Origin of the sequence: Candidatus Paralachnospira sp. LCP21S3_A2, assembly GCF_052118925.1 — a bacterium.
Lineage (GTDB): Bacteria > Bacillota > Clostridia > Lachnospirales > Lachnospiraceae > Lientehia.
In genome coordinates this window covers 1-22,433 of the sequence record NZ_JBQKGG010000022.1, presented here as the reverse complement: position 1 = coordinate 22,433, position 22,433 = coordinate 1, and the positions used below count along the sequence as shown (strand labels likewise).

At 40.6% G+C, this 22,433-nt stretch carries 21 protein-coding genes; 1 reads left to right on the top strand and 20 read right to left on the bottom strand.

Annotated elements, in window-relative coordinates:
- The 20 genes from ACTQ3K_RS11850 to ACTQ3K_RS11755 all read right to left on the bottom strand — a co-directional run bounded on the left by ACTQ3K_RS11850 (position 1) and on the right by ACTQ3K_RS11755 (position 20,969).
- Positions 1-378, bottom strand: coding sequence for a hypothetical protein (locus ACTQ3K_RS11850; RefSeq protein ID WP_005340540.1), 378 nt, complete (start codon positions 376-378; stop codon positions 1-3).
- Between the two features lie 238 nt (positions 379-616).
- Positions 617-1,426 carry a hypothetical protein gene (locus ACTQ3K_RS11845; RefSeq protein WP_147352957.1) on the bottom strand — a complete coding sequence of 270 codons (810 nt, stop codon included), beginning with the start codon at positions 1,424-1,426 and terminating at the stop codon, positions 617-619.
- 40 nt (positions 1,427-1,466) lie between these two features.
- Entirely contained in the window at positions 1,467-1,991 is a 525-nt protein-coding gene (locus ACTQ3K_RS11840) for a flavodoxin family protein (RefSeq protein ID WP_014081098.1), read from the bottom strand.
- A 107-nt stretch (positions 1,992-2,098) separates the two neighbouring features.
- On the bottom strand, positions 2,099-4,294 hold the full coding sequence (locus ACTQ3K_RS11835; protein WP_441568050.1) for a VirD4-like conjugal transfer protein, CD1115 family: 2,196 nt from the start codon (positions 4,292-4,294) through the stop codon (positions 2,099-2,101).
- Between the two features lie 6 nt (positions 4,295-4,300).
- Positions 4,301-5,419 carry a PcfB family protein gene (locus ACTQ3K_RS11830; protein WP_441568051.1) on the bottom strand — a complete coding sequence of 373 codons (1,119 nt, stop codon included), beginning with the start codon at positions 5,417-5,419 and terminating at the stop codon, positions 4,301-4,303.
- A complete protein-coding gene (locus ACTQ3K_RS11825; protein ID WP_441568052.1) occupies positions 5,419-5,823 on the bottom strand; it encodes a hypothetical protein in 405 nt (134 codons plus the stop codon). The genes ACTQ3K_RS11830 and ACTQ3K_RS11825 overlap by 1 nt, the downstream gene beginning before the upstream one ends.
- A 9-nt stretch (positions 5,824-5,832) precedes the next feature.
- Positions 5,833-7,017, bottom strand: coding sequence for a hypothetical protein (locus ACTQ3K_RS11820; RefSeq protein WP_441568053.1), 1,185 nt, complete (start codon positions 7,015-7,017; stop codon positions 5,833-5,835).
- 29 nt (positions 7,018-7,046) lie between these two features.
- Entirely contained in the window at positions 7,047-8,471 is a 1,425-nt protein-coding gene (locus ACTQ3K_RS11815) for a relaxase/mobilization nuclease domain-containing protein (RefSeq protein WP_441568056.1), read from the bottom strand.
- A 10-nt stretch (positions 8,472-8,481) separates the two neighbouring features.
- Positions 8,482-8,814 (bottom strand): plasmid mobilization protein, encoded by a 333-nt coding sequence (locus ACTQ3K_RS11810; RefSeq protein WP_118585371.1) that lies wholly within the window; start codon positions 8,812-8,814, stop codon positions 8,482-8,484.
- Between the two features lie 4 nt (positions 8,815-8,818).
- Positions 8,819-9,343, bottom strand: coding sequence for a multidrug transporter (locus tag ACTQ3K_RS11805; RefSeq protein ID WP_117715737.1), 525 nt, complete (start codon positions 9,341-9,343; stop codon positions 8,819-8,821).
- Positions 9,344-9,734: 391 nt separating this feature from the next.
- Positions 9,735-10,712, bottom strand: a complete 978-nt coding sequence (locus ACTQ3K_RS11800) for a DUF3991 and TOPRIM domain-containing protein (protein ID WP_215683642.1) — start codon at positions 10,710-10,712, stop codon at positions 9,735-9,737.
- 4 nt (positions 10,713-10,716) lie between these two features.
- Entirely contained in the window at positions 10,717-11,256 is a 540-nt protein-coding gene (locus ACTQ3K_RS11795; RefSeq protein WP_004611525.1) for a JAB domain-containing protein, read from the bottom strand.
- Between the two features lie 109 nt (positions 11,257-11,365).
- Positions 11,366-12,361: a DUF5688 family protein gene (locus ACTQ3K_RS11790; protein ID WP_216243666.1), complete on the bottom strand. Its 996-nt coding sequence runs from the start codon at positions 12,359-12,361 to the stop codon at positions 11,366-11,368.
- Positions 12,362-12,434: 73 nt separating this feature from the next.
- Positions 12,435-17,813, bottom strand: a complete 5,379-nt coding sequence (locus tag ACTQ3K_RS11785) for a SpaA isopeptide-forming pilin-related protein (RefSeq protein WP_441568054.1) — start codon at positions 17,811-17,813, stop codon at positions 12,435-12,437.
- 91 nt (positions 17,814-17,904) lie between these two features.
- Positions 17,905-18,747 carry a hypothetical protein gene (locus tag ACTQ3K_RS11780; protein WP_441568055.1) on the bottom strand — a complete coding sequence of 281 codons (843 nt, stop codon included), beginning with the start codon at positions 18,745-18,747 and terminating at the stop codon, positions 17,905-17,907.
- 181 nt (positions 18,748-18,928) lie between these two features.
- A complete protein-coding gene (locus tag ACTQ3K_RS11775; protein WP_015516967.1) occupies positions 18,929-19,102 on the bottom strand; it encodes a hypothetical protein in 174 nt (57 codons plus the stop codon).
- Positions 19,103-19,107: 5 nt separating this feature from the next.
- Positions 19,108-19,557: an ATP-binding protein gene (locus tag ACTQ3K_RS11770; RefSeq protein ID WP_075720937.1), complete on the bottom strand. Its 450-nt coding sequence runs from the start codon at positions 19,555-19,557 to the stop codon at positions 19,108-19,110.
- 8 nt (positions 19,558-19,565) lie between these two features.
- Positions 19,566-20,486 carry a ParM/StbA family protein gene (locus ACTQ3K_RS11765; protein ID WP_216243662.1) on the bottom strand — a complete coding sequence of 307 codons (921 nt, stop codon included), beginning with the start codon at positions 20,484-20,486 and terminating at the stop codon, positions 19,566-19,568.
- The gene (locus ACTQ3K_RS11760; protein WP_118392503.1) at positions 20,479-20,673 is read right to left on the bottom strand and encodes a hypothetical protein; all 195 of its coding nucleotides are present in this window, start codon (positions 20,671-20,673) and stop codon (positions 20,479-20,481) included. Before ACTQ3K_RS11760 ends, ACTQ3K_RS11765 begins: the two co-directional genes overlap by 8 nt.
- Complete coding sequence (locus ACTQ3K_RS11755) at positions 20,670-20,969, bottom strand: hypothetical protein (protein WP_118392504.1); 300 nt, start codon at positions 20,967-20,969, stop codon at positions 20,670-20,672. Before ACTQ3K_RS11755 ends, ACTQ3K_RS11760 begins: the two co-directional genes overlap by 4 nt.
- 571 nt (positions 20,970-21,540) lie before the next feature.
- Here ACTQ3K_RS11755 and ACTQ3K_RS11750 point away from each other — a divergent pair.
- A complete protein-coding gene (locus tag ACTQ3K_RS11750; RefSeq protein WP_118392505.1) occupies positions 21,541-22,044 on the top strand; it encodes a helix-turn-helix domain-containing protein in 504 nt (167 codons plus the stop codon).
- The last annotated feature ends 389 nt before the right edge of the window (positions 22,045-22,433 follow it).

Below are 22,433 nucleotides of genomic sequence, written 5' to 3'. Positions count from 1 at the left end.
TTAGAAGCCTAAGAATGTCAGTACTGTTGAAATACCAGCCATCATGACACCTGCTACAATTCCTTTCAGTGCAGAGTTCATAGTAGATGAATCCTGCTGCTGATAGGCTTGTGCGAACTCCATGACATTCTTTGCAAGAATGATGACACCAACAGCACCAATGACTGCAATGATAAGTGTCTTTAAGTTCTCAAGCGGCTGTGTTACTGCGGAAGTACCTGTACCTGCTGCAAAACAAGTAGTGCTCATAAGCATTACTCCCATAAGTGCTCCGGATAATGCCGGAACGAATCTCTTTTTAAAGTGAATGAATCTGCTCTTCATGCCTTTCTCCTCCATCTGATTGTTGTTTGTCGTAATAATCTGTTCTTTTCTCATGTTGTTTGTCTCCTTTTTGATAAAAAAATAAGCCAGCAGGGATAATCCCTAACTGACTGTTAAAAGTTACTCTATATGATCAGGCAATGCCTGTTGTAATGATTAAATCGGGCTTTTCCCGATGTGTTTAGCTGTAACCACCTCCTTTCAAGGCGCAAAAAAAGCACCTTAACCTTTATTGGCTAAAGTGCTTGTATTAGTTTGATATTAAATTGTTGTGAGTCAGACAAACAGAAATTTAACTATTTGATTTATGTTCTTCATTATACCTATTAAGTATTAGATCTGCTCTTTTGTTTATTTTGTCCAACATGGTTTTCAAGCATTCTTCTACCTCTTCTTTTTCTAGTGGACATGGATAAGATAAAGATTGACCTTTAAAAAACGTAATTCCACTAATTCTGTTTTTTTTGACTTGGTAATACATACTCAAACAATATTTTTCTTGGTTTTTAATAAAAAAGCTATGCCAATCTTTAACGATTTTATTGTCTACTTTTTGTAAACTACCTAAGTGATAATACTCTAGGTCTTTTCCAGCATCAACACATAGTTGTATCTTATCAATCATCAACGGTAAGTAATCTCTTACATCACCTAATAGTCCTTTTACAGAATTAAACCTTTCTGGACAAGGCATAAAATTCGCTACAGTATGACACATATCTGCCAATTTTAAAATATCTGGATATTCTTTACATAAATCATTTACTTGACCTCTTTCCTCTGAGTTTTCTTTGAAGTATTTTTCTGGAAACGAATCATATCCCCAATCAGTATTATGATGTTTATAAATTTTTACATTCCCTGCTTTTGCTATACGATATTTGCCCGGATATTTTAATCTCATTGCATATGAAAAAGTTATCCAAAATGAATTAATTACATCATAACTTACATTTTGGTTCCACCCTAATTCTTCATATAATAACTTTGCACTTTTTCCATTTTCGACATCAACTTGTTCTGATATAAAATACTGGAATAATTTTTCGATTGCATTAATCTCTTTGAGATCTTTTTTTAATACATTTTTATTGATTTTCAAAAAATAATTCTCCTTCAATTCCTGATTTTCATCACAAGCTTTATAAATCTTTTCCAATATCCTCAAGCTCTTTCATAGCATCCTGATTTTTAGAAAGCTCATCCTTTGCTGTTGCATAATATGACTTCTGGAAAAGCAAATCCCATGAAAGATATTTTGCCATACAGTCAAACTGCTTATCAATCAACTCATACTGGATACTGTCAACTGGAGAACCGCCTACAACAATCGTGCCAACTTTTTTATTTTTTAACTGCATTCCCCGGCAATAACACTTATCAATAATAAGCTTCAATTGTGCTGACATTCCCCACCAATAAACCGGTGTTGCAAAAAGGATCATATCTGCGGCAGCAATTTTATCAATTGTAGGATTTGTATCATCCTTATCTACACATCCCTTAGAACATTGACAGGCACCACAGCCCTTGCATGGTGCAATATTAAGTTTGTCAGGTTCAATGATTTCAATTTCGTTTTTTTCAGATGCTCCTTTTACAAAAGCCTCAATCGCTGTAAGAGTGTTTCCTTTTCTTGCACTTCCATTTATAATGATTACTTTCATCTCGCAAAGCCTCCATTCTGCTTATCATATAAGCAAATAAGTTCTAAATAATAATTTTTCTCACATAGGCACATTATACCACGGTTTCTGTGCCTATGCGATAACATTTACTGCTTCTTTCGATATGAACTCATCTTCTCCACAGTAACCTCCGGATAGAAATACGTCAGAATCGTTGACTTTGGAACACCTGCAGCAAGAGCTTTCTTCACTTCCTCTTTCTGCTCCGGTGTATACGACCAGTGCAGCATTCGGTTTGTGATAGTATCCTCCCACTTAGGCTTTTCCCTCTCTGGATTCCTTACAGGCTTAGCACCAGCACTTCCATTAGAAGAGTTGGCACTTTCTGTAGTATCAGACTTCTGCGACTCATCGACATACTCAAGCTCATTTGCCTGTTCCCTGTCAATCTTTGCTTTCTGCTCTGCTTCATCCTGCATGGAGAATCTTCTGCTTAATTCCGCATCACCAAGCATCATAAACTGCTCATAGGTAAGAGAATCAATATACACATTCTCGCCCTTATCCTTCAGTTTTTCATAATACTTAACTGCCTTGTCTGAAAGAATCTCAAATGGCGGACCGATAAGATTATCTGCTCCTCTTATCTGATGAACATAAGGCTCTCCCTTGCCATCTGCTGTCTGGTTAAACATCGGATGATTGAATGGTATAAACTTATTATCCATGATAGGATCAAAACCACGGATAAAAATAATACACTTCTTATTATCCAGCTTTCTGACCTCATCGGGTGTAAACAGTTCCCTTCCTAACACATCATAATTCCTTGAAGAGCTTCCCTGTCTGCCCTTTGTCTCTCCGCTTGACTTCTTATCGATCGTACCTTTTCCAAGCAGCTCCGACACGTATTTGTGTGTACTCTGCTCATTTCCACCAAGATAGATGAAAGTATCGCAGTTGCCGGGAATTGTCTCCCAAGTATCTTTGAATAGTGCCTTTAGCTGGGCAAAGTTCTGAATAATGATAATACTTGAAATCTCACGGCTTCGCATTGTCGATAACAGTGAGCAGAAGTCATCTGGCAATGCGACATTCGCAAATTCATCTAACATAAATGTCACATGGATTGGCAGTCTTCCTCCACAGTTAAAGTCCGCCTGATAGTACAATTCCTGAAATATCTGTGTGTAGAGCATACCGATAATGAAGTTATAGGATTTATCGCTATCGGGAATTACACAAAAGAGTGCTGTCTTTGTCTCACCATCTCCGTTTACTCCAATTCCGATATCTGACAGGTTAAGCTCATCTTTTGAGAGCAATCGTAAAACCTGCTTATTCTCAAGAAATGCAAGTCTTGAGTTGGCACTGATGATAATGGAACGAACTGTATCTCCTGCACCTCTCATACATTTGTTGTACTGCTTGACTGCCGGATGATTGGCTCCAAGTGGGGAACTCTCCTCTAAAAACTTCATACGCACATCCAGCTTTGATGCCTTACCCTGCTCTGTAACCTCTGCTTCTCCAAGAAGTTTAAGTACTGTCTCAAAGTTTCTCTTTGCCGGCTGTACCTCCAGCCACACATAATAAAAGATAGCCTGTAAGAACAATCCTTCCGCCTTTTCCCAGAACGGATCACTTGGTGTCGCTCCCTTTGGTGTCGTATTGCTGATAAGGTTTGTAATCAGCTTGACCACATCTGTTTCCTCTCTGATATAGGAAAATGGATTATAACAGTCTGATTTATCCATCTCTAACAGATTAATGACTTTCAGGTTATATCCGTTATTTTTTAACATCTGCCCGCAGCTTCTAAGGATTTCTCCCTTTGGATCGGTACAGATAAAGGAACAGTTATGCGGCATCTGCATAAGATTCGGCTTTACTTCATAAAATGTCTTTCCTGCTCCGGAACCACCACAGATAAGGATATTTCCATTGAGCTTGAGCCTTCTGAAATCCAGCGACATCTTCACATTCTGGCTGAGTATCCGGTTGAAATTCTCATCCTTATCTGCAAGTATCTTGTTGACCTGCTTCGGATTTTCAAATCTTGCCGTACCAAATTCCTTACCCGGCATATAGTTTCTCTGACTGGTGTAATACATGACAATAGCCATCGCATAGATACCTAATGCAATGGCTACTGCTTTTACTGTATTGGAATTGTAATAATTGGCAAAGGGAACAGCACATGCTTCATTGAATCTGTCCATAAATTCATTAAAAGCAATCCCTTCCGTCCACGCACCATTTATCAGATAACCAAGATACCCTGCTAACACTGCACCCACAAGAATGAATATCAGTGACGGCGTTTTCTTTGTTGTCTGCATAGGCTGCTACCTCGCTTTCTTTGTGGTAACAGTTTTCTTCTGTGTGGTCTTTTTCTGCTGCTTCTGCACTTTCTCGTAACGCTCCCTGACAGATGACTCCACCTTGTCGTAGTGAGTATAAAGCTCGGTTCCTTTCTGGGTTGTCACCACACGATTCTGCTCATCGTAAAGCTTATAATCCTTGGTTGAATCAAGAAAGGTAAGCATTGTCTTTCCACCATGAATCTCCATGATGTTTTCCTTACGGAGCCATACATATCTTGCCTCTTCTCCCCATGTGCCGGGAACTCTGGTCTTAACAGCATGATCATTCTCTTCGATAATCAGCTTCTTACTGATAGTCACATCTGATAAGTTCGCATTCTTTGATGCTGCAACTGCCCTCATTCTCTCAGCAAGGTCCTGATAACCTCTGACACGATTGATAAATGCATCCTTGTCCATCATTACTGTATGGGTGCCATCTTCATTCTTGCCGCCAAGCACACCGATTGTCTCTAGCTGTTTGATAACACTTTCAGCCTGCTCACCATTGATACTGAAATTCTCCTTGACCTGATCCACACTGATAGCTTTCTTTTCCATTGCAAACATTCCGACCTTTTCGATCAGTCCGTCAATAGCGGTATTAACCCTATCCCCTTCTATCGTGTGGCTTTTCTCGTTTCCCTGCTGTTTCTTCAAAAAATCCATCAGCTTTCCAAGGGACTTTTCATCTCCATTCTTCAGATAATCATCAAATGTGGCAATCTTGCCAAACTTGAGCTTCTGTATCATCATATTCACACGTGGAACTGCCTCTGTATGAAAGATTACCTCACTCAGTCCGTCTTTCCTATTGCAGTCCGGAAGTACTGAATAGAGTATTCCATACTTCTTTGCCATCTTTTCAACCTTTTTCATATCTTCGGTATTAAACTGTAACACCTGTAAATCACCGCCCTTTAAGAGCAGCTTTCTCATGGATGTCTTGCCAAGTGACTTCTCATAATCAAGCATCCCTTTTAAGAAATCTATTGCCTTCTGCATGGCAGCTATTCCTCCACTTCCTACCTTCATGGCAATCTCAATGCCATCATAAGCAACACGGATGATCTGCACCGCTTCCTGAATCTCTTCTGCCATTATCGCACCTCCACTTTCTCTCTGACTGTTGTTTTAAGTGTTTCTGTCTCTGTAGTACGGATTTCCTCGGCTGATACATCAATACCATAAGCAGTCAAAATATCTGCCAGATGATTAATTGCTTTTTCCTCCTCGATACGGTACATTTCAAGTGCCACAAGCAGGTTTTCCACCTGTTCCACCCATGCAGGCTTCATATCATATTTAGCCCTGTATGTGACCATAATCTCGCCCGACTCAGCCTTATCCGCTGAATGTGCCAATGCTTCAATAAGAGAAATCGTATCTTCCTTGCTGCCGCTTCTGAATGCGAACTGAACAACAAAGTTTTTCTCTTCCTCTGTAAACTGATGCTCCACACCATTCATCTCTGTTACTGCTTCATTTACTACTGCTAAATTCATAAGTTCCTCCTAATCTGCCATACTGTTTTCAAGTACCGCTATCTCAATAATCTCTTTCATCTTTTCTGCTGAAATATTATTAGTAATAAGCTCTATAAGCTGTGTCTCCGTAAGTCCCTTTTCTATTGCACTCTTAATCTGGACAAGCTGTGCCGGAACAAGATCGCCCGATGCAACAAGCTTTACAATGTCTGCTCTCGACTTTTTCTTAAAAGAAAGTCTTGCAAAAAGGCTTGCCATTCCATTGTTGCTGCTCTTTCTCACACTTCGCTCAATCGGAATTCTCTGCACCACATTTCCGGTACCATCAACTACCGGAATCTGATAATAGACCGGAATCCCGTTTGCCACAGCCTGCATATTCTGCGGAACTGCAACTGTATCAACCATCTTTTTTTCTGCCTGTGGTACGGACTGGCTTTCCTGCGGCTCTGCCTTACTTTCTGCCTCTTTCTTATTCTCTGTGGCAACACTTATGATCTTATCTTCCAATGACTCTATTCTGTCTCCCATACGCTTCATCTCCTTATCCTTTTTCTCAATATCATCCCTGAGTCTTGCAATCGTACTGCTTGCCTTATTCAGTTCATTCTGCTGACTGTTGATAAGAGCGTCCTTATCCTGGTTCTCCTTGACCAGACGCTCCCTGACTCCCTCATCATCTTTGGAAGTCTCTATTTCAGAAAGCTTCTTATTCAGGGCATCATACCTTTCATTCTGATGATTGATCTTTGCAACCACTTCATCCATCTGAGAAATGAGTGCTTTCACATACTCAGACTCTTCCGGAATCTGTTTCTTGACTTTATTCAGCTGTTCCAAAACTTCCTCATATAATCGTCGCATGGTAATAGGTTTTTCCCCTTTGTCCATAACCTCCTTAATTGTCTGAACAGGTACACCCTTTTCATAAAATTCAAGGGACACCTGCATCTGATGAACCGAATACTTGGTATTCTTGATAATATCAATCACATCTTTTGAAACATCCTTGTGCAGACATTCCGATAAAATCTTCATCTGTTCAATATCGTATGACTTATTGAGATAAAGGCTGATCTCCTCCTCTTTCAGTCCATATTCATAATCACTTTTTACAAGAGCAATCGTATCTTCACTAAAATGCTTATTTCGGAGAAGCTGCAATTTTTTCTCGATTGCTATCGCACTAAGCGGTTCTCTGTTTTCTTCCATATATGCCTCCTAACTACTAAAAAAACAGCCTAACGTTCTGGCTGCTCTTTCCTGTCTCGTATTGTCTCTTTGTTGTACTGTGCATCTTTTCCATCTGATACGCTGTCTGGAATAAGACTCTTCCATATAGATTTACCAATATTCAACTCTTTGAATACTGCCCTTTCTTTTGCACATGCTTTGGAATACTCCTCTTTATAATGTTTACGCAGTGCTTCCACCTCTTCAAGGCTATATCCCTGTGATAAAAGCTTCTGTTTCAAAGTTTCCCATTGCAGATGCTCATCCGTAAAAAATTCATCTCCCTGGAGGAAAGACTTCTCAGCAGGTTCTAACTCTTTCATATCATCTGCTATATCAAAAAGTTCTCGACTTCTCTCCCTAGCCTTATAAATGCGGCTTTTCTCTGCTGAAACTTCTTTTCTTTTATCTGTCAATGAGCTGATTACACTGACAAGCTCCTCTGCTGAATGAATGTCATGATTGACAAGGAACAAATACTCCTCCTGCAGTTTATGCATCTTACGGATATCATCCTTATACTTCCATACCTGACTGTATGGCTTCTTTTTCAGCTTTCCTATCCGGTATAGCTTTGCATAGTATCTCTTTTGAAGCCCCGACATCTTTGCCCTTCGGTATCTTCTCACCTTACACTTACAAAGAACCGGTTGTACTTCTTTCTGCTGTTCCCGGTAAAATGAAATATCCTCTTTTTCTATCCTTTCCCGGATTGCCTCATCAGAATACATGTTATCTAATGTCTTACATCTGCGAAATCTCGTCATTCCTTGTGGCTTTACCGCCAGATACTTTCCCTGCTTGACCTCATATCCTTTGTCAGATAACAGCTCCAGAAACTGCTCATAATTTCCTGCCTGCAGTATGCAGGAATCCAGGTCTCTCTTGATCATATCTGCCCATACAAAACTGCCTTCACGATATTCGCTCCAGTCCTTATAGCTTTCATGCTCTTTTTCCTTACTGCCATCATCAACATCAATGATTGAAAGACCATATTCCTGACACAACTTATTCGTGATTGGCTGGATATACTTTGCCCAGTCTCCTTTTTCATAGCGGTACTTTTTCCCATCCACAAAACTCACACTGTTAAATACAATGTGTGAATGAACATGTGCTGTATTATCATGCACCACATATACTGCCTCATATGATTTTCCAAGATACTCTTCCACGAATCTGCGGGTTATCTCAAATGCCATATCAGGATTCACTTCATCTTCCTTAAATGAGAGAATGATATGATATCCCTGCCTTTTATCAACTTTTCCAAACTTCCGTTTTGTAGCTTTCATCTGTTCAAAAGCAGAATCGACCTGACAGTTGATTGCACCAACGAGCCTTCCATCCTGTGTTTTCTCCGGATTCATCACATAATCAAGAGATCTCTTCAGATGTTTTCCGTGAAAATGCCCACCACAATCCTTCATATTAAGGATTTTACTGATTGCCAATCTTTACCACCGCCTCATCTACCTTCTGATTCAGTTTTCGCATATAAGCTATCAGCTGTGTCTTATCTTCCTTGGAATACAGCCTGGCATTATTGTTAAATACTATCTGATTGATATTTATTCCAATTCTGTTGACTTCATTAATGAGTTCCTTCAGAATCTTCCTTACTTCCGGATAATCATTTGGTTTCTGACTGATAAGAAGACGGATATACTCAGCCTCATTCATTCCATTATCACATGCCTTTTTTGCAAGCATCTTGGCTTCCTCTGGCATTAGTCTTAGTGTTTTCCTAATACAATGAACTTTATCTGCCATAGACTCACCTTCCTCTCTTACCCGTACTATAATCCTTAATTCCTTCTGCAACTGTCACCGCAGCTTTTTCCAAATCATCCCTGCTACTTAGATGACTAATGAATGATTCCACCAAAGCAGCTGCCATTTCATCAATCTCCTTTGCATAACAGGTCTTTTCAAACAACCTGTCCAGCCTCTTTTCATCTGCTTTCAAACTGTCATACTTATCCTGAAACTCACTGTAATCTTTAAAATCCTTTGGATCATTCCTGTGTGCATCAGCATCAAGTATCAGTTCATAGTTCCATTCACAAACAGTATCTATAACATCATCTATCGGGTATGGTTCAATTTCACCATTCTCCTCAGCTACATCCTGTCTGTACATCTTTCCATCAGAATCTATGCCAATAGCATAATCATGACCTTCCATATAGTTAAGCAATATTGCAGCATCTTCTATCGAAGGGTTAAGTAAGATATCAAATGTGTCTGCCCAGGCAATCAGTTCTTCTGGTTTTGAAAATAGCGTAACTTCTGCATCCATTGCTTCCTTGCACCTCCTTATCCGTGTTTAGTAAATATTCACCAAAGCTCCAGTCTCCAGTTAGTCCCCGGCGACTGCTAGATACGCATTAGAGACATCTCTGTCCTAATGCCATCTAGTTAGGGAGAAAATCTCCCTAAAACCCTCTGTTTATGAAAGTGGGGGCGCTTTTTGCCCCCACTTTGCTACTTTGGGGGCGCTTTCTGCCCCCACTTTGTTATTTTGGGGGCGCTTTCTGCCCCCACTTTTATACTGAATTCAATCCGGTTTTTATCGTGTCCGAATTGCGGGGGCGCTTTTTGCCCCCACATTGACATTTTGGGGGCACTTTCTGCCCCCACTTTGCTGTTTTGGGGGCGCTTTCTGCCCCCACACATCAAAATCCGGTTTCTCATGCCCTGACTGGTTCATCTGCTCGCTTATTCATCCTGTTCAAATTAAGCTTTGCCGCTACAAGCCACTCGTTGTAATCCTTATATCCGGCAGGTGGCGGACAGTCTTCTACCTCATATCCAAGCTCATAATACTTTCTCATAAGTTCAGCTGCTGCTTTTCTCCCCGGCTCATCTCCATCAAGGCAGAACCGGATGGAAGTAATCTGCGGATGTTCCCGAAGAAAAGTCTCAAGTGGTGCATCTGCAAGCATCCCAAGTGCCAGCTTATTTGATTCATAATCCGCGAAGATATCGACATAACTCATAAGGTCGATTGCAGCCTCAAATACTACAAGCTCTGTACTGTTTTCATTCACCACATTAAATCCATAGTTCTTATCATTTCCTGTGACATCACACTTGAATGGCTTACCCTGCTTATCAAACACTCCCCGCATACTTGCAAATCTTGTCACTCCATTTTTATCATTTCCTTTGAAAACAACATTGTGGTAATGCCTGCTCTCATAAATCAGTCCATCTTTTAAAAACAGATCTATGACTACTCTGCTGATTCCTCTCTCCTGATTCAGATATGAAATAAGATAGGAATTATCTCCTGCCGGTTCCGGTAGGACAAATGGCTTTCTCTCCTCTGCCTGCTTCTGCGATACCTGATGAACAAGAGGCTGCTTTACAGGCTTCTCAATTCTTCTGTATCCTGCAAAATCTAAAAGCCAGAACACAGCCTCTTTTACACTCATTCCACAAAATACCCGTAAGAAATCTATCTGTGAGCCGCCATTGTTTCCTTTGTCAAACTGCCTTGACCATCTGTACCAATGGCTTCTGTTATAGATACGGATGGAATCCATCTCCTTTAAAGTGTGGTATTTGCCAATCCTCTTTACTGTATACCCAAGGCTTTCTGCAACTGCACACAGATCAACACGCTTTGCTATGGCAAGCTCTTCATCCGTAAATCTTCCATCCATGTTTTCACCTTGCCTTTCCCTGCTCTGCTACAAGCGGTGACTTGATATCAAGTGTCCGGTAATCTGTGCTCAGGGTAATCTTAGGATTATCAATCATGCCTTTTTCCCTGAAACTGAAAAATTCACGATTGTCTCCACCGACTATGATATGGTCAATAAGCGGTATTCCCATCAGTTCACACAGCTTGTTCATACGGTCTGTCATCATCGTGTCTGCCTTGCTTGGGAATACATTCCCGGATGGATGACAATGGATTAACATCATGCTTGCCGCATTGCTTAGGATACTTGATTTAAACAGCTCTCTCGGATGTGCCATTGCCTCATTTAAAGAACCAACACTTGCAAAATGCACATTGATAGGTTTTAAATCTGACCTTAAATTGACCACACACACTACTTCCCTGTCAAACTGGCACATACAGTCTCCCATGACAGCAGCTATATCCGCCGGATTATTAAAGGTGTGCTCCGAATAAATCGGAGCATCCTTTACAAGTCTTACCGAAACCACATCAAGCTTGAAGTCATTCTTCTTTGGCATCAGACACCGCCTCCTCTCCAAACTCGACACGGATAACAAAGTCACCTTTCTGGCTGTTTATGAGAGCAATGAGTTCTTCCATTGTAAGTTCCTGCTCCATAGCTGCCTCCTATCTGGACTTTTCCTTCGCGTCATATACAAGGGGAGGTTCTGCAACGATACCATCAAGTCTCTTGTTTGGTGTATCAGTTGCAAGGGTGAGTTTTCTTAAATCCTTATCATAGTGATATACCTGATTGGAAAGTCTCTCGTCCAAAGACACCTCCTGCATATTTACCTCGACTACCATCTGTGCAAGCATCTCAGGGCTTCCCATATCTGAAGATACTGCAATAACCTCATGCACGCTCGAAGGGAGAATATAAAGGTCACTCTCTAAACTCTCTGCCAGCTCATGAAGCTCATTCTCATAAAGCATGGATGCTGCACCATTGATACCCTTTTCATTGGAAATCACCCACATCGTCTGCTCCGGTGGAATCTCGGCTATCATCATATCTGCAATCTCCTGTGGCATCCCATCCCTTGCGAACATTTCTCTCATAATGTCATTCATGCTACGAACGACAGGTGGGAAGAGTCTTCTTGTGTTTTCCGCTGCACACTTAAAGAGCTGTTCCTCACTCATTCCAAGTCTTTTTGCAAATTCATTTGTAATTTTTGAACTCTGCACCGCATCCTTATCGGCACTGATTATTACCTTATACACAATAGAGAGATCCTGAAACTCCCTGTGTGGCACCTGTTCCAAAAATGTCTTATTCTGCTCTGTATTGATGAGCTGGAATACAATCTTCTCGTTAGCATCCCTCATAATGCTGTCCACATCAACAACCGGAGCCTGCTCATATGCCCTTTCCATGAAGTCACATGCAGCCATAAGTGTTTCCTCAAGATCGCCACAGTCCTGATACTTCTTATACATGTCATTGATATAAATCGTAGGCGAAATATTCCTGCCTTCTTCTCTTAAGATGATGCCATCAAGAGTCACATTCACCTTTTCCACTGGCTCTGCCACAAGCTCCATTCCTTTGAACTTCTCAGGCATATAATCCATAAACTTTTCTTTTACTACTTCCTTAAAAATCTCGTAATTCATCATATTACGGTTCCTCCTTAATCTAAAAAAGCAGGGAACATAAGTCACTGGCTTACATTCCCCGCAAGGTTAATTGTTACTGTTTATTCTTTTTCTTTCTTCCACGAAGTCCTACTCCAACACCTGTAATAAGTGCAAGTGCACCGATTCCAAGATAAAGAAGCGGATTTGCATTGTCACCTGTCTGTGGAAGCTTAGGCTCTGTCGGTACATTGACAAGCTTAAGAGTTGCTACAACAACATCCGGTGCATTATCATCATATCGAAGTGTTACATCGTGAGCTGTTTCATCAAGGATATATCCGTCAGCTGCTTTAGTCTCAACAACTGTATAATGGATATCTTCTTTGAATGATCCATCCTCATTGTAAGTACAGATAGGAAGCTCCTTGCTCTCTGCATGACCATTCTTGTCAGTAGTGAGTGTATCAAGCACCTTTCCATCCTTATCCCTTACTTCAAATACAACACCCTCGATCGGCTTTCCGGTTACTTTGTCAGTTTTCTCGATGACAATCTTACCGACTGCCTGCTCATCCTTCATGGATACCTTCTGGATTTCTGCAGTCTCCTTTACTTCAAAGGTTACATCACTTGCCACCTTATATCCATACGGTGCAGATTCCTCTCTGAGTGTGTACTTTCCGACAGGAAGTCTCTCAATCATATGCGTCTTTCCTGCTTCTGATGTCCAGCTTTCTACAAGCTTTCCATCAGCATCAATTACTGAAAGCTTTGCTCCAGGCAACTCTTTCTCTCCTGTGATATCAGTCTTTGAAATTTCTACCTTAATAGGTGCATTTTCAAATGCTGCCTCAAACTCGATAACCTTTACCTTATCTCCCTGATATGAAGCATCCACATCAAATGTCTTATCTGACTTCACATAGCCCTTTGGTGCCTCAAGTTCTTTGACATAATACTGTCCAAGCGGAAGGTCAGAGGTAAATGCAGCCTTTCCATCCTTGCCTGTTACTGTTCTCTCAATCTGTGTATCAGCTTTTACGATTACCTTGCCATCTTTGTTCACGATATCTTCTTTCGCAAATAAACCGAATACTGCTCCTTCAAGTGCTTCCTTAGTCTCTAAATCCGTCTTGGTTACAGTAATCTGCACTTTCTGACGCTCATTTGTCACATCCATTCCTGCAAATACAACCTTTGTATTCTGGTCGATATAGGAAAGGTCTGCCTCAATCGGTGTATCATCTAATACAAATCCATCAATGGTTTTTGTCTCAACAAGATAATACTTGCCAAGTGGAAGGTCATCAATTCTTGCGATACCCTTATCATTTGTCACGATGGTTGCCACCTTGTCTCCTGCCCTGTGATATACAGTGTCAAGTCCGTCAGCACTTACGATATCCTCTTTTGCATATACATCAAAAGTTACTCCTGCAAGGCTGTCCTTGAAGAAATTGAAGATAAAGTCATACCAGTAACCCTTCATAAGAGTAGTGTCTGTTACAAATTCGCCGTCCTTATTGATAACGATGGAACCTGTAGGAACTTCATCCTTCATCTCTACATGCTGCACTTTGCCAGTGTCCTCTACTGTAAACTGGATATCTGTTGCTTTAAGATATCCGTAAGGAGCAAATTCCTCACGAAGAGTGTAAGTCTCTCTAACTACAAGTCTCTTGATCACATGTGCTTCCTTAGCATCAGATGTCCATGTGTCTACCACATTTCCATCCTTATCAAGTACAGTAAGTGTTGCACCTGTAAGCTCTGCACCGCTTGTGATATCTGTCTTTGTAAACTCAAAGGTTGAAGGAGTGTTCTTATACTCGCTGTTATATACAGCAGCCTTAACATCCTGTCCCTGATATTTTGTATCAAAGTTTACTGCTTCCTCATTTGTCACATATCCGGCAGGCTTTACAAGCTCCCTTGCAACATATTTTGCAAATGAATAATCCTTAACAAAAGCAATCTTTCCATTCTCATCAGATGTTGCCTTCTCAAGAAGTGTGCCTTTCTCGATAATAACTCTGCCATCAGCATTCTTGATATCCTCATCTGCATAAAGACCAAATACTGCACCTGCAATCGGTGTGTTATCTTCTGCATCAAGCTTAGTCACTGACATATCAAGCTTCTGTCTGTCATCAGAGAAAGTAAGACTTTCCTTGATAACAGGTGTCTTATCATCCACATATGTGAATGTCACTTTCTGCTCATTCGGATTTAATACATATCCGTATGGAGCTTCCACTTCCACAACCCTGTACTGTCCAAGAGGAAGATTCTTAGCTGTTGCCTTTCCATCCTTGCCAGTTGTAAGAGTTGTCACAAGGTCTCCCTTGCTGTAATACTTAATGCGGTTTCCGTCTGCATCCTTCTGGTTGTCTGCTGTGTAAATATCCTCGGCAGCATAAACTTTGAATTTTGCTCCGGCAAGTGAGCCTTCCTTATAAACAAACTCTTTCTCATATGAGCTTGCAAGAAGTCCTCCCTTGAATCCATCAAGTACCTCTCCCTTCTTTTCTACAGTCAGCTCTCCTACTGCAGGGGCATCGGAATATTCCACAGTAATGATTGCATCATTTGTATCACCATCTGTCTCAAATGCCGTATCAGTATCAACAGAGATGTTGACATACTTATCATTTACAACATAGCCAAATGGTGCAGACACTTCCTCAATGCGGTAGTTACCGATTTTCAGTGCTTCCGGTAAGATTAAATCTCCGTCCTCATCAGTAAAGAATGAAGTATGTTCTACCTTTGACGGATAAGTTGTGTACTGCTTCACATATTCGTTCTTATCAATATTGAAGATCTTAAACTCTGCATTTGGTACAAGTACTGTCTGCTTTGTATCGGAATCCTTCTTGATTACACGAAGCTTTGCAGTAAATTCCCTGTCAAGAAATACTCTCCATGTCTGAGGCTTGTCAGGATGATTCTCGCTGATTTTTACCTCAAATGGCTTGATTGTCTTCATGTTATGCGGAGTCTTTGACTCAACTACCACATAGATTCCATAAGGAATTGCAATGGAAACTGCATGTCCCTTATCATCGGATGTGATTGTTGTTGCTCCGTTTTCCCCGATTACTACCGGAGTTGCCTTATCAAAGTCATAACTTCCATCTGCCTTTACAGGTAAAGATGATTTCAAATAAGCTGTGAACTCTGCACCTGCAAGCAGTCCTGCTTCAGTATCATCGCCATTGTCAGATACCTTGATAAGCTGGAATGGCTGCTTGATGACCTGCTCTGCTGAGGTTGTGCTTCTTGATACCTCTGCTACTAAGTCGCCCTCGTAGTCGCATACTACATCATGCTCTTCTTCATCTAAAAGATATCCTTCTGATGGTGTGATTTCTTTCACATAATAGTTTCCGAGATAAAGGTTATTAACCTCTGCCTCGCCAGTCTTATCTGTTGTAAGAGTTGCAACCAAGTCTCCTGCTTTGAAAACAACACCTGTTGCTCCGTCCGGATGCACGATATCGTTTCTCGCATAAAGACCATAAACTGCACCTTCAAGGCTTGCATCTCCCTGGGCTACTGCCTTGCCTGATTCCTTGTCTACCTTGTAGATATGAATCTTTGCTGTGGTTCTGTCATTTACAAATGTGTGACTGAATGATGCCTTTGCCTGTGTTTCAGGTAATACATTGAAATTGAAGCTGTAAACATCTTTACTGTTTCTGATATACGCATATGGTGCCTGTGTCTCTGAGACATAATATCCGTTAGAGATTGGCAGATCCACGCTGTAGCTTGCCTTTCCGTCCTCACCTGTAGTTACTGTCTCAAGAGCTGTACCCTTTGTCACAATAACCTGTCCGGCATAGTTTTTGATGTCATTTCCGGCATAAAGTGTGTACTTGCCGCCATCAAGAGGATTCTCTGTGTCAGAGTCCTTCTTTACGACAGATACATCCGCTTTCTGTCTTGTATTCTCAATCGTAGTTGATTCATACTGTACTGTCACAGTCTGGTCCTTATACTCAACTGCTACTGTCTGAGGTGTGGTATTGATTGTATATCCGTCAATGCTCTTAATCTCTGTAACCACATAAGTTCCAAGATGAAGGTCAGATAATACCACCTGTCCGTCAGTTCCTGTTGTAAGGCTTTCTGCCACTACATCGCCAGCACTATACACCTTTGTACCATCTGCCTTGTAGATATCTGCTCCTGCAGTTACCTTGAATGCTGCTCCAGAAAGCTTCTTTTTCTCATAAGTGAAATTGCTTCCATTCCATGAGCTAAGCACCTCACCCTCTTTATAGATTGTGATTGCTCCAAGCTGCTCTTTATCTGTTGCAGAGATTCCTGTTGTCTGTCCTGCTTTTACAGTAAGTGTATGAACCTTACCTGAAAGGACATATCCCTTTGGAGCGGTAATCTCTTTTACATAATAAGTGCCTGCAACAAGTGCAGCTGACTTTGCATATCCGTTTCCATCTGTTGTCATGGTCTGTACTCTGTTTGTGCATCCGCTGTCAGAATAGATTCCATAAACTGCACCGGAAAGCTTCACTCCGCTTGACTCATCTATCTTTGTAAGCTCACCATATCCGATATTCTCTGTCTTGACCTTGATATATGCTTTGATAGGATCTGCTGTCGGTCTTTCAGAAATAAACTCCTGATATCCGCTCTTTCCTGTAAGCCAGAATACACAGCTTGATGTTGTCTCAATCTTGCCAGCATTGGATGTGAATGTTCCTGTTGTAGCTGTAGTATTCACGCTCGTTGAAGAGATTGTAATACTGTTGCCATTCTTATCAACAGAATATCCGCTGATGCCAAAATCAAAATCCGATAAAACACCATTGCTGTCAGATAATGTTGTTTCAAATCTCTGACTTCCCTCATTCCACTTTAATTCATAAGTTGGTGCCTCACTGGTTCTGCGTGATGCAAAACTTGGAAGTGTTGCATTGTAGGAGCTGCTGATATTGTCCCTGAGTCTCTCATAATAGCTGTATGAAGAATCAGGACTTGGTGCTGTGTTACAGAGCTTTCTTGCTGCCGAATCACCACTTCCGGTTCCAAAGATATCTGCTACAATAACCCATACCATTGCCTGAGTTGCGATATACTCATCGCACTGACTGTTGCTTGGTGCCGCCTTTTGTGTACTGTTAAACCCATAATAAAGGCAGTAACTTAAAAGTTTTCTCTGCTGTGCTGACATTGATGTGCTCGCATCATCGTAGCTGTTCATAAGCTGACCGCCATCTGCTCTTAATCCGAAATTCATACAATATGCAGAATTTCCGTCAAGAATTGAATACAGAATCTTGCCATGATTATATCCGGGCTTCAGCTCACTTACTTCTCCGGAATTTTTGACTGACGCATTCCAGAACGCAATATTTGCCTGCGGACTGGCTGCAAATGCTGTTGTACCATTCGCAAAGAGTGTTCCAACCAGTGTGAGCATAGCCATAAATCCTGCCATAAAACGCTTTAGTTTCTGTTTCATGTGCTCTTTCCTCCTTAATTTACGCATAAAAAAAGAAAGACATAAGTTTATGGCTTACATCTTTCTTCCTTCTGCTTCTATTCGTTTTTATTTATCTGTGACATCGAAACTCGTAATAGTCTGTGCCGCCTGTCGTGTAAACTCCATCATAACTGATGTAGAATACCGGATCTGTTTCCAAAAGTAACATACTTGCAATATATTCTGCGATTGTATCCTCAGATGATAACCGCTGTCCATCAATGGTACTTGCTTTGTTGAGGTCTGTCTCTACAAACACACTATAATAAGAGCCTTCCATACCATCGTAAGGATAATACTCATTGTACTCTTCCTGCGTGATACTGCCGTCATTCAAATGGTTCTGTAAATTCTGCTGTGTGGTAATCATCCCTCCTGCCTGACACTTTGCTGTTGCAAGTGACACAACATTCTGTGGACTGTATGCCACGGATGCAGGCTGTGGATTGCTCACATTGTCTTTCGGACTGTCTGTAGTCTGACCACCATTACCTGCATTACTCTGATTTCCACCAGCTTCCTTATTACCACTTGCAGGAGCTTTTTGTTCCGACTCGTCATTCTGCTCTGACTTTTCTTCCTGCTTTGAAGCAGTTTCATTATCAACGGACCGGTTATCTTCCTTATCAGTGTTCTCTTCTGATTCTTTAGCCTCGGCAATATCTTTCTCTGTCTCTTCACTTCCAGCTTCGGTTGTGACCTCTGTGACAGTTTCCGTTGCCATTGCTACTTCTTCAGTTGGCTTTACGCTTTCCGTCGGTTTCTCTGTCTGATTATCAGCCTTTTCCTTACCACCATTACAGGCAGCCATTGAAAAGACCAGTACTGCGGATAATAAGATAATACTTATCTTCTTCATAGTAATCACCCATCCCTTCTCCGCAAGAGGGACGGGCTTCGTGTTCCGTGCCATCCACCCTTGCGGTGAACTATTTATCTGTAATGCACGGGACACATAGGACTGTCCCGTATTCTTTGCATCTTAAACTCCTTTCATTATACCAGCTCTCTTATTTTAAAGAAATACTGCATAAGTCTTCTGTTTTTCTTATAATTTAAGAATAAACCCTTTACCTGCATACGCTCACCTCCTCTCAGAATGTGCCCATTCTTACGAATGAAAGAAATATCCTTGCCACCATAGCGAATAGAAGAAGAATTATTCTGGCAAGTCCTAAGACCAGCTTCAACGCTCCAAGAATTATCCTTAATATCCACTTGAGTATCTCTAAAATTACTGTTCCTACGGCTCCCATAACTCTTCTCATAATAATCAGTCTCCTTTCGACATCCATCCCATTGCAAGTCCTGCAACATCTGCATCGTCCATAACATCTTCTGTAGGTTCTTGTGCTTCACTATTGGCTACCTGCATTATTACCGGCTGACCAACATTCATTCCGGATATCACTCCGCCTAACAGCCTTATGACCTCTTTCCTAGCCTCATTGGTTGCTGCTTCAATGACTTCTTCCTTAATGTCATCAATATCTTCTGACCGGATATATTCAGCCCTCTCTTTTTCCTTCTTCTTGATAACAAAAGTTTCTTTTCCATAATTATCAATGTAGAACTGAATCGCATCTATAATGAACTGGTTCTTAGATTTGAAAATCTTCGGATCAAGGTTCTGAATCACATCATTGATTTTCACATGCTGAGGATTGCTCATGTTGAGGCGGACAGAAGTTTTTACTTCATATTCAAGTCTTCTTCCCATCATCTGCCTCCTTATGATAATCGCTTAGTGCTTTTAAGTCCCATTGTGGCAAGCTGCTCATATCCTCTTGCATTTGCCTTTACATCAAGGTTATAGGAAATGTTCTTAGCATCATGACTACCAAAATTCTTCATCACAACTGCCCCGCCACCGACAAATACAATCGGTGTAGTCTTTAAGTTATACCCAAACTCACGGATTGAGTTATATACCTTATCAACAAAATCCTCTATCTCTGCCTTGATAATGGCAAAGTATTCATCATCAATATCTGACCTGCCATATCGCATGATGTTCTGTATCTCTGACTCGTCTACCTCTCCGTTAAGTTGTCTTACACACTGCTCATTGATAGAACGCATACAGGTAATAAGACCTTTTGGTATCGTCACACACTTTGATTCATCCGGTGACTTGTTGATTACCGGCATAATGTCGATTGTCCAGCTACCGATATCTACTATCAGCGTTTTCTTTGCCATTGTAGGAATCTTGTCCACTACTGCTGCATAACACTGAGGGAATACTGCCACATCATCAATTTCAATATAATACGGCTCATTCTCATATTTGAAGCTTACACGCTTATTCTTTGTCAGGTACTTGATAAAATCATTCTTCTCTGCTCCAAACCTTGTAAGTGGTAGTCCTACGGCAAGGAATACCTTTGCCTCTGCAAGACCTCTTCTTTTAAGTTCCTTAGCTACTGCCGCAAGTGTGAGAAGATAAAAGCTGCCATCTTCGACCTTCGTGTCCTTTACCTCCTGTCTCACAGTTCCAACCTTATAGAACTTTCCTTCATACTCGAGTACATCACCGAAAAGTGCTGGAGTTGTTGTAATCTCCTTAACACCTGTGACAAATACCTGAGAGATTGTTTTCATCATTGACCAGCCATGATCAATGCCGATTACTTCTAACTTGTTATTCATGTTCCTGTCTCTCCTTCCCTTCCGTAATAATTGCTTCCATATCCTGCTCATCTGTACCTTTTCTCCCTTCCTCTTCCATAAGCTGCTCAATAAACCTCTCTGATCTGGACGACATTGCAACTAATGAATATAGAAAAACCAGGATGATACTTATTCCGACCAACACAACAATCCAGCATAGCTTCATGTAAATACGCCTCCTTCTGTAGATTCTTCTAAGGGGCACTTACAATTTGCCTGACATTTTCGTGCCAGTCTTTGGAAATAAACACATTTCAAACATTCGTGGTCTGCCATAAATAGTGCTTTCTCATTTTTGGCTACAATCTTTCGGTAACGCTTTTTCAAATAAGAAACATCATATAAATCCTGCTTGATTTCATTCATGGCATTTTGCTTCATTATCGCTGTATTCAGTGAATTAATGTAGCTGACGAACTTTTCCTCAGTGCTTATATCCACACCTTTAAAAGTTAATTCCATTCACTACTTACCTGCTTTCTACACGGCTCATGCCATGTAGGTGTGCTTTTTTCCCATTTGCCTGCACACATAGGAATTACAGATAAGCCGCATCTGCGTTTACGACGCATTAAGTTAAATTAAATAATGCTATCCTCTCTACCGCCTTTTTGAGAGCCAGGAAGTTCCCTTTGAACACCTTCATAGTTTATTATCCTTCCGCAACAGTATTGACTACCCTTACTCGCTCCACTTTCATTTCTCAATCCTTCAGCACTCTTCGCAAGTATATTTGATTTCCATCAGGTATCTGAACCGGAATTATCACTATATCTGTAATTGTTATTCAATTGTATGAGCTGCTTTGCAACTCGCAGGATTATGATATAGCAAAATTTTGAATCCTTGAACTTCGCCAAAAGAAGTATTTTCAACATATCTATTCTTTTTATGTTAGTCCTCATTTGTGGTCTGTTCGTATTTTCATTATATAGTCCACATTTGTGGTTGTCAATATATTTTCAAAATAATGTACCACTTTTGTGAACTCTGTGTTAAAATATTCATATCAATTTGTTTGAGGTGATTATTAATGGATAATAGACATTCAATTGGAAGTAAAATTCAAAAATATAGAAAATTAAAAGATATGACACAGGACGAATTATCAAAACAGTCCGGTATTTATTTATCTACCATAAAGAAATATGAAAGCGGTGAACGAAATCCAAAACCAGATCAGCTTCAAAAAATAGCAGAAGCTCTTGGCATTAGCGTAACTGTATTTCTTGATTACGATATTAATACTGTTAGTGATGTTCTTTCTTTAGTTATGAAGCTTAACGAACAATCTCCATTGAAAATATCTGCTGATAAGGATAAAGATGGCAACTACATCCCCAGCAGCATACACATGACATTTGAAGATTCACAAATAAATGAAGCTATTTGTTCTTATCTAAATTGTAAACAACAGATAGATTTAATTGCCTATGAGGATAATGATAAAGCTGTGATTGAACAGCAAAAAGAATTTTATGATGATAAGATTAACAGATTGCTCTTATTTAACGAATGTATTAAAAAAATCCGCTAAATTGCGGATTTTCTTTGCTAGGACTCTATTATAATACTTCACTTTACATATCCTGAGTAGTTTATCCCCTACTCAAATAGCTTTGGTAAATCGTTGGTAAAAATCTACTGTAACATCCCCAAAACACTGTAAAATCAAGTATTTTTAATCAAGGTTAGTATATTGCCGTGGCAAATGAAAAGTACTTTTATCATTGTTGCATAACCTCGCATTTCTTAGCTTTTCTTAGTTTTTCGGGCTTTGTAAGCCTTTGTAAATTTTTGCTTTCCGGCATAATCTGAATATTCTTGTGCGGCAGAGCCGCCTGTCCAGTGTAACGTGAGCCACCTGTCCAGACGGAGTGAGCCACAATAAATATGCGAGTTTACTCGCGTAATGCTTTATCCAAG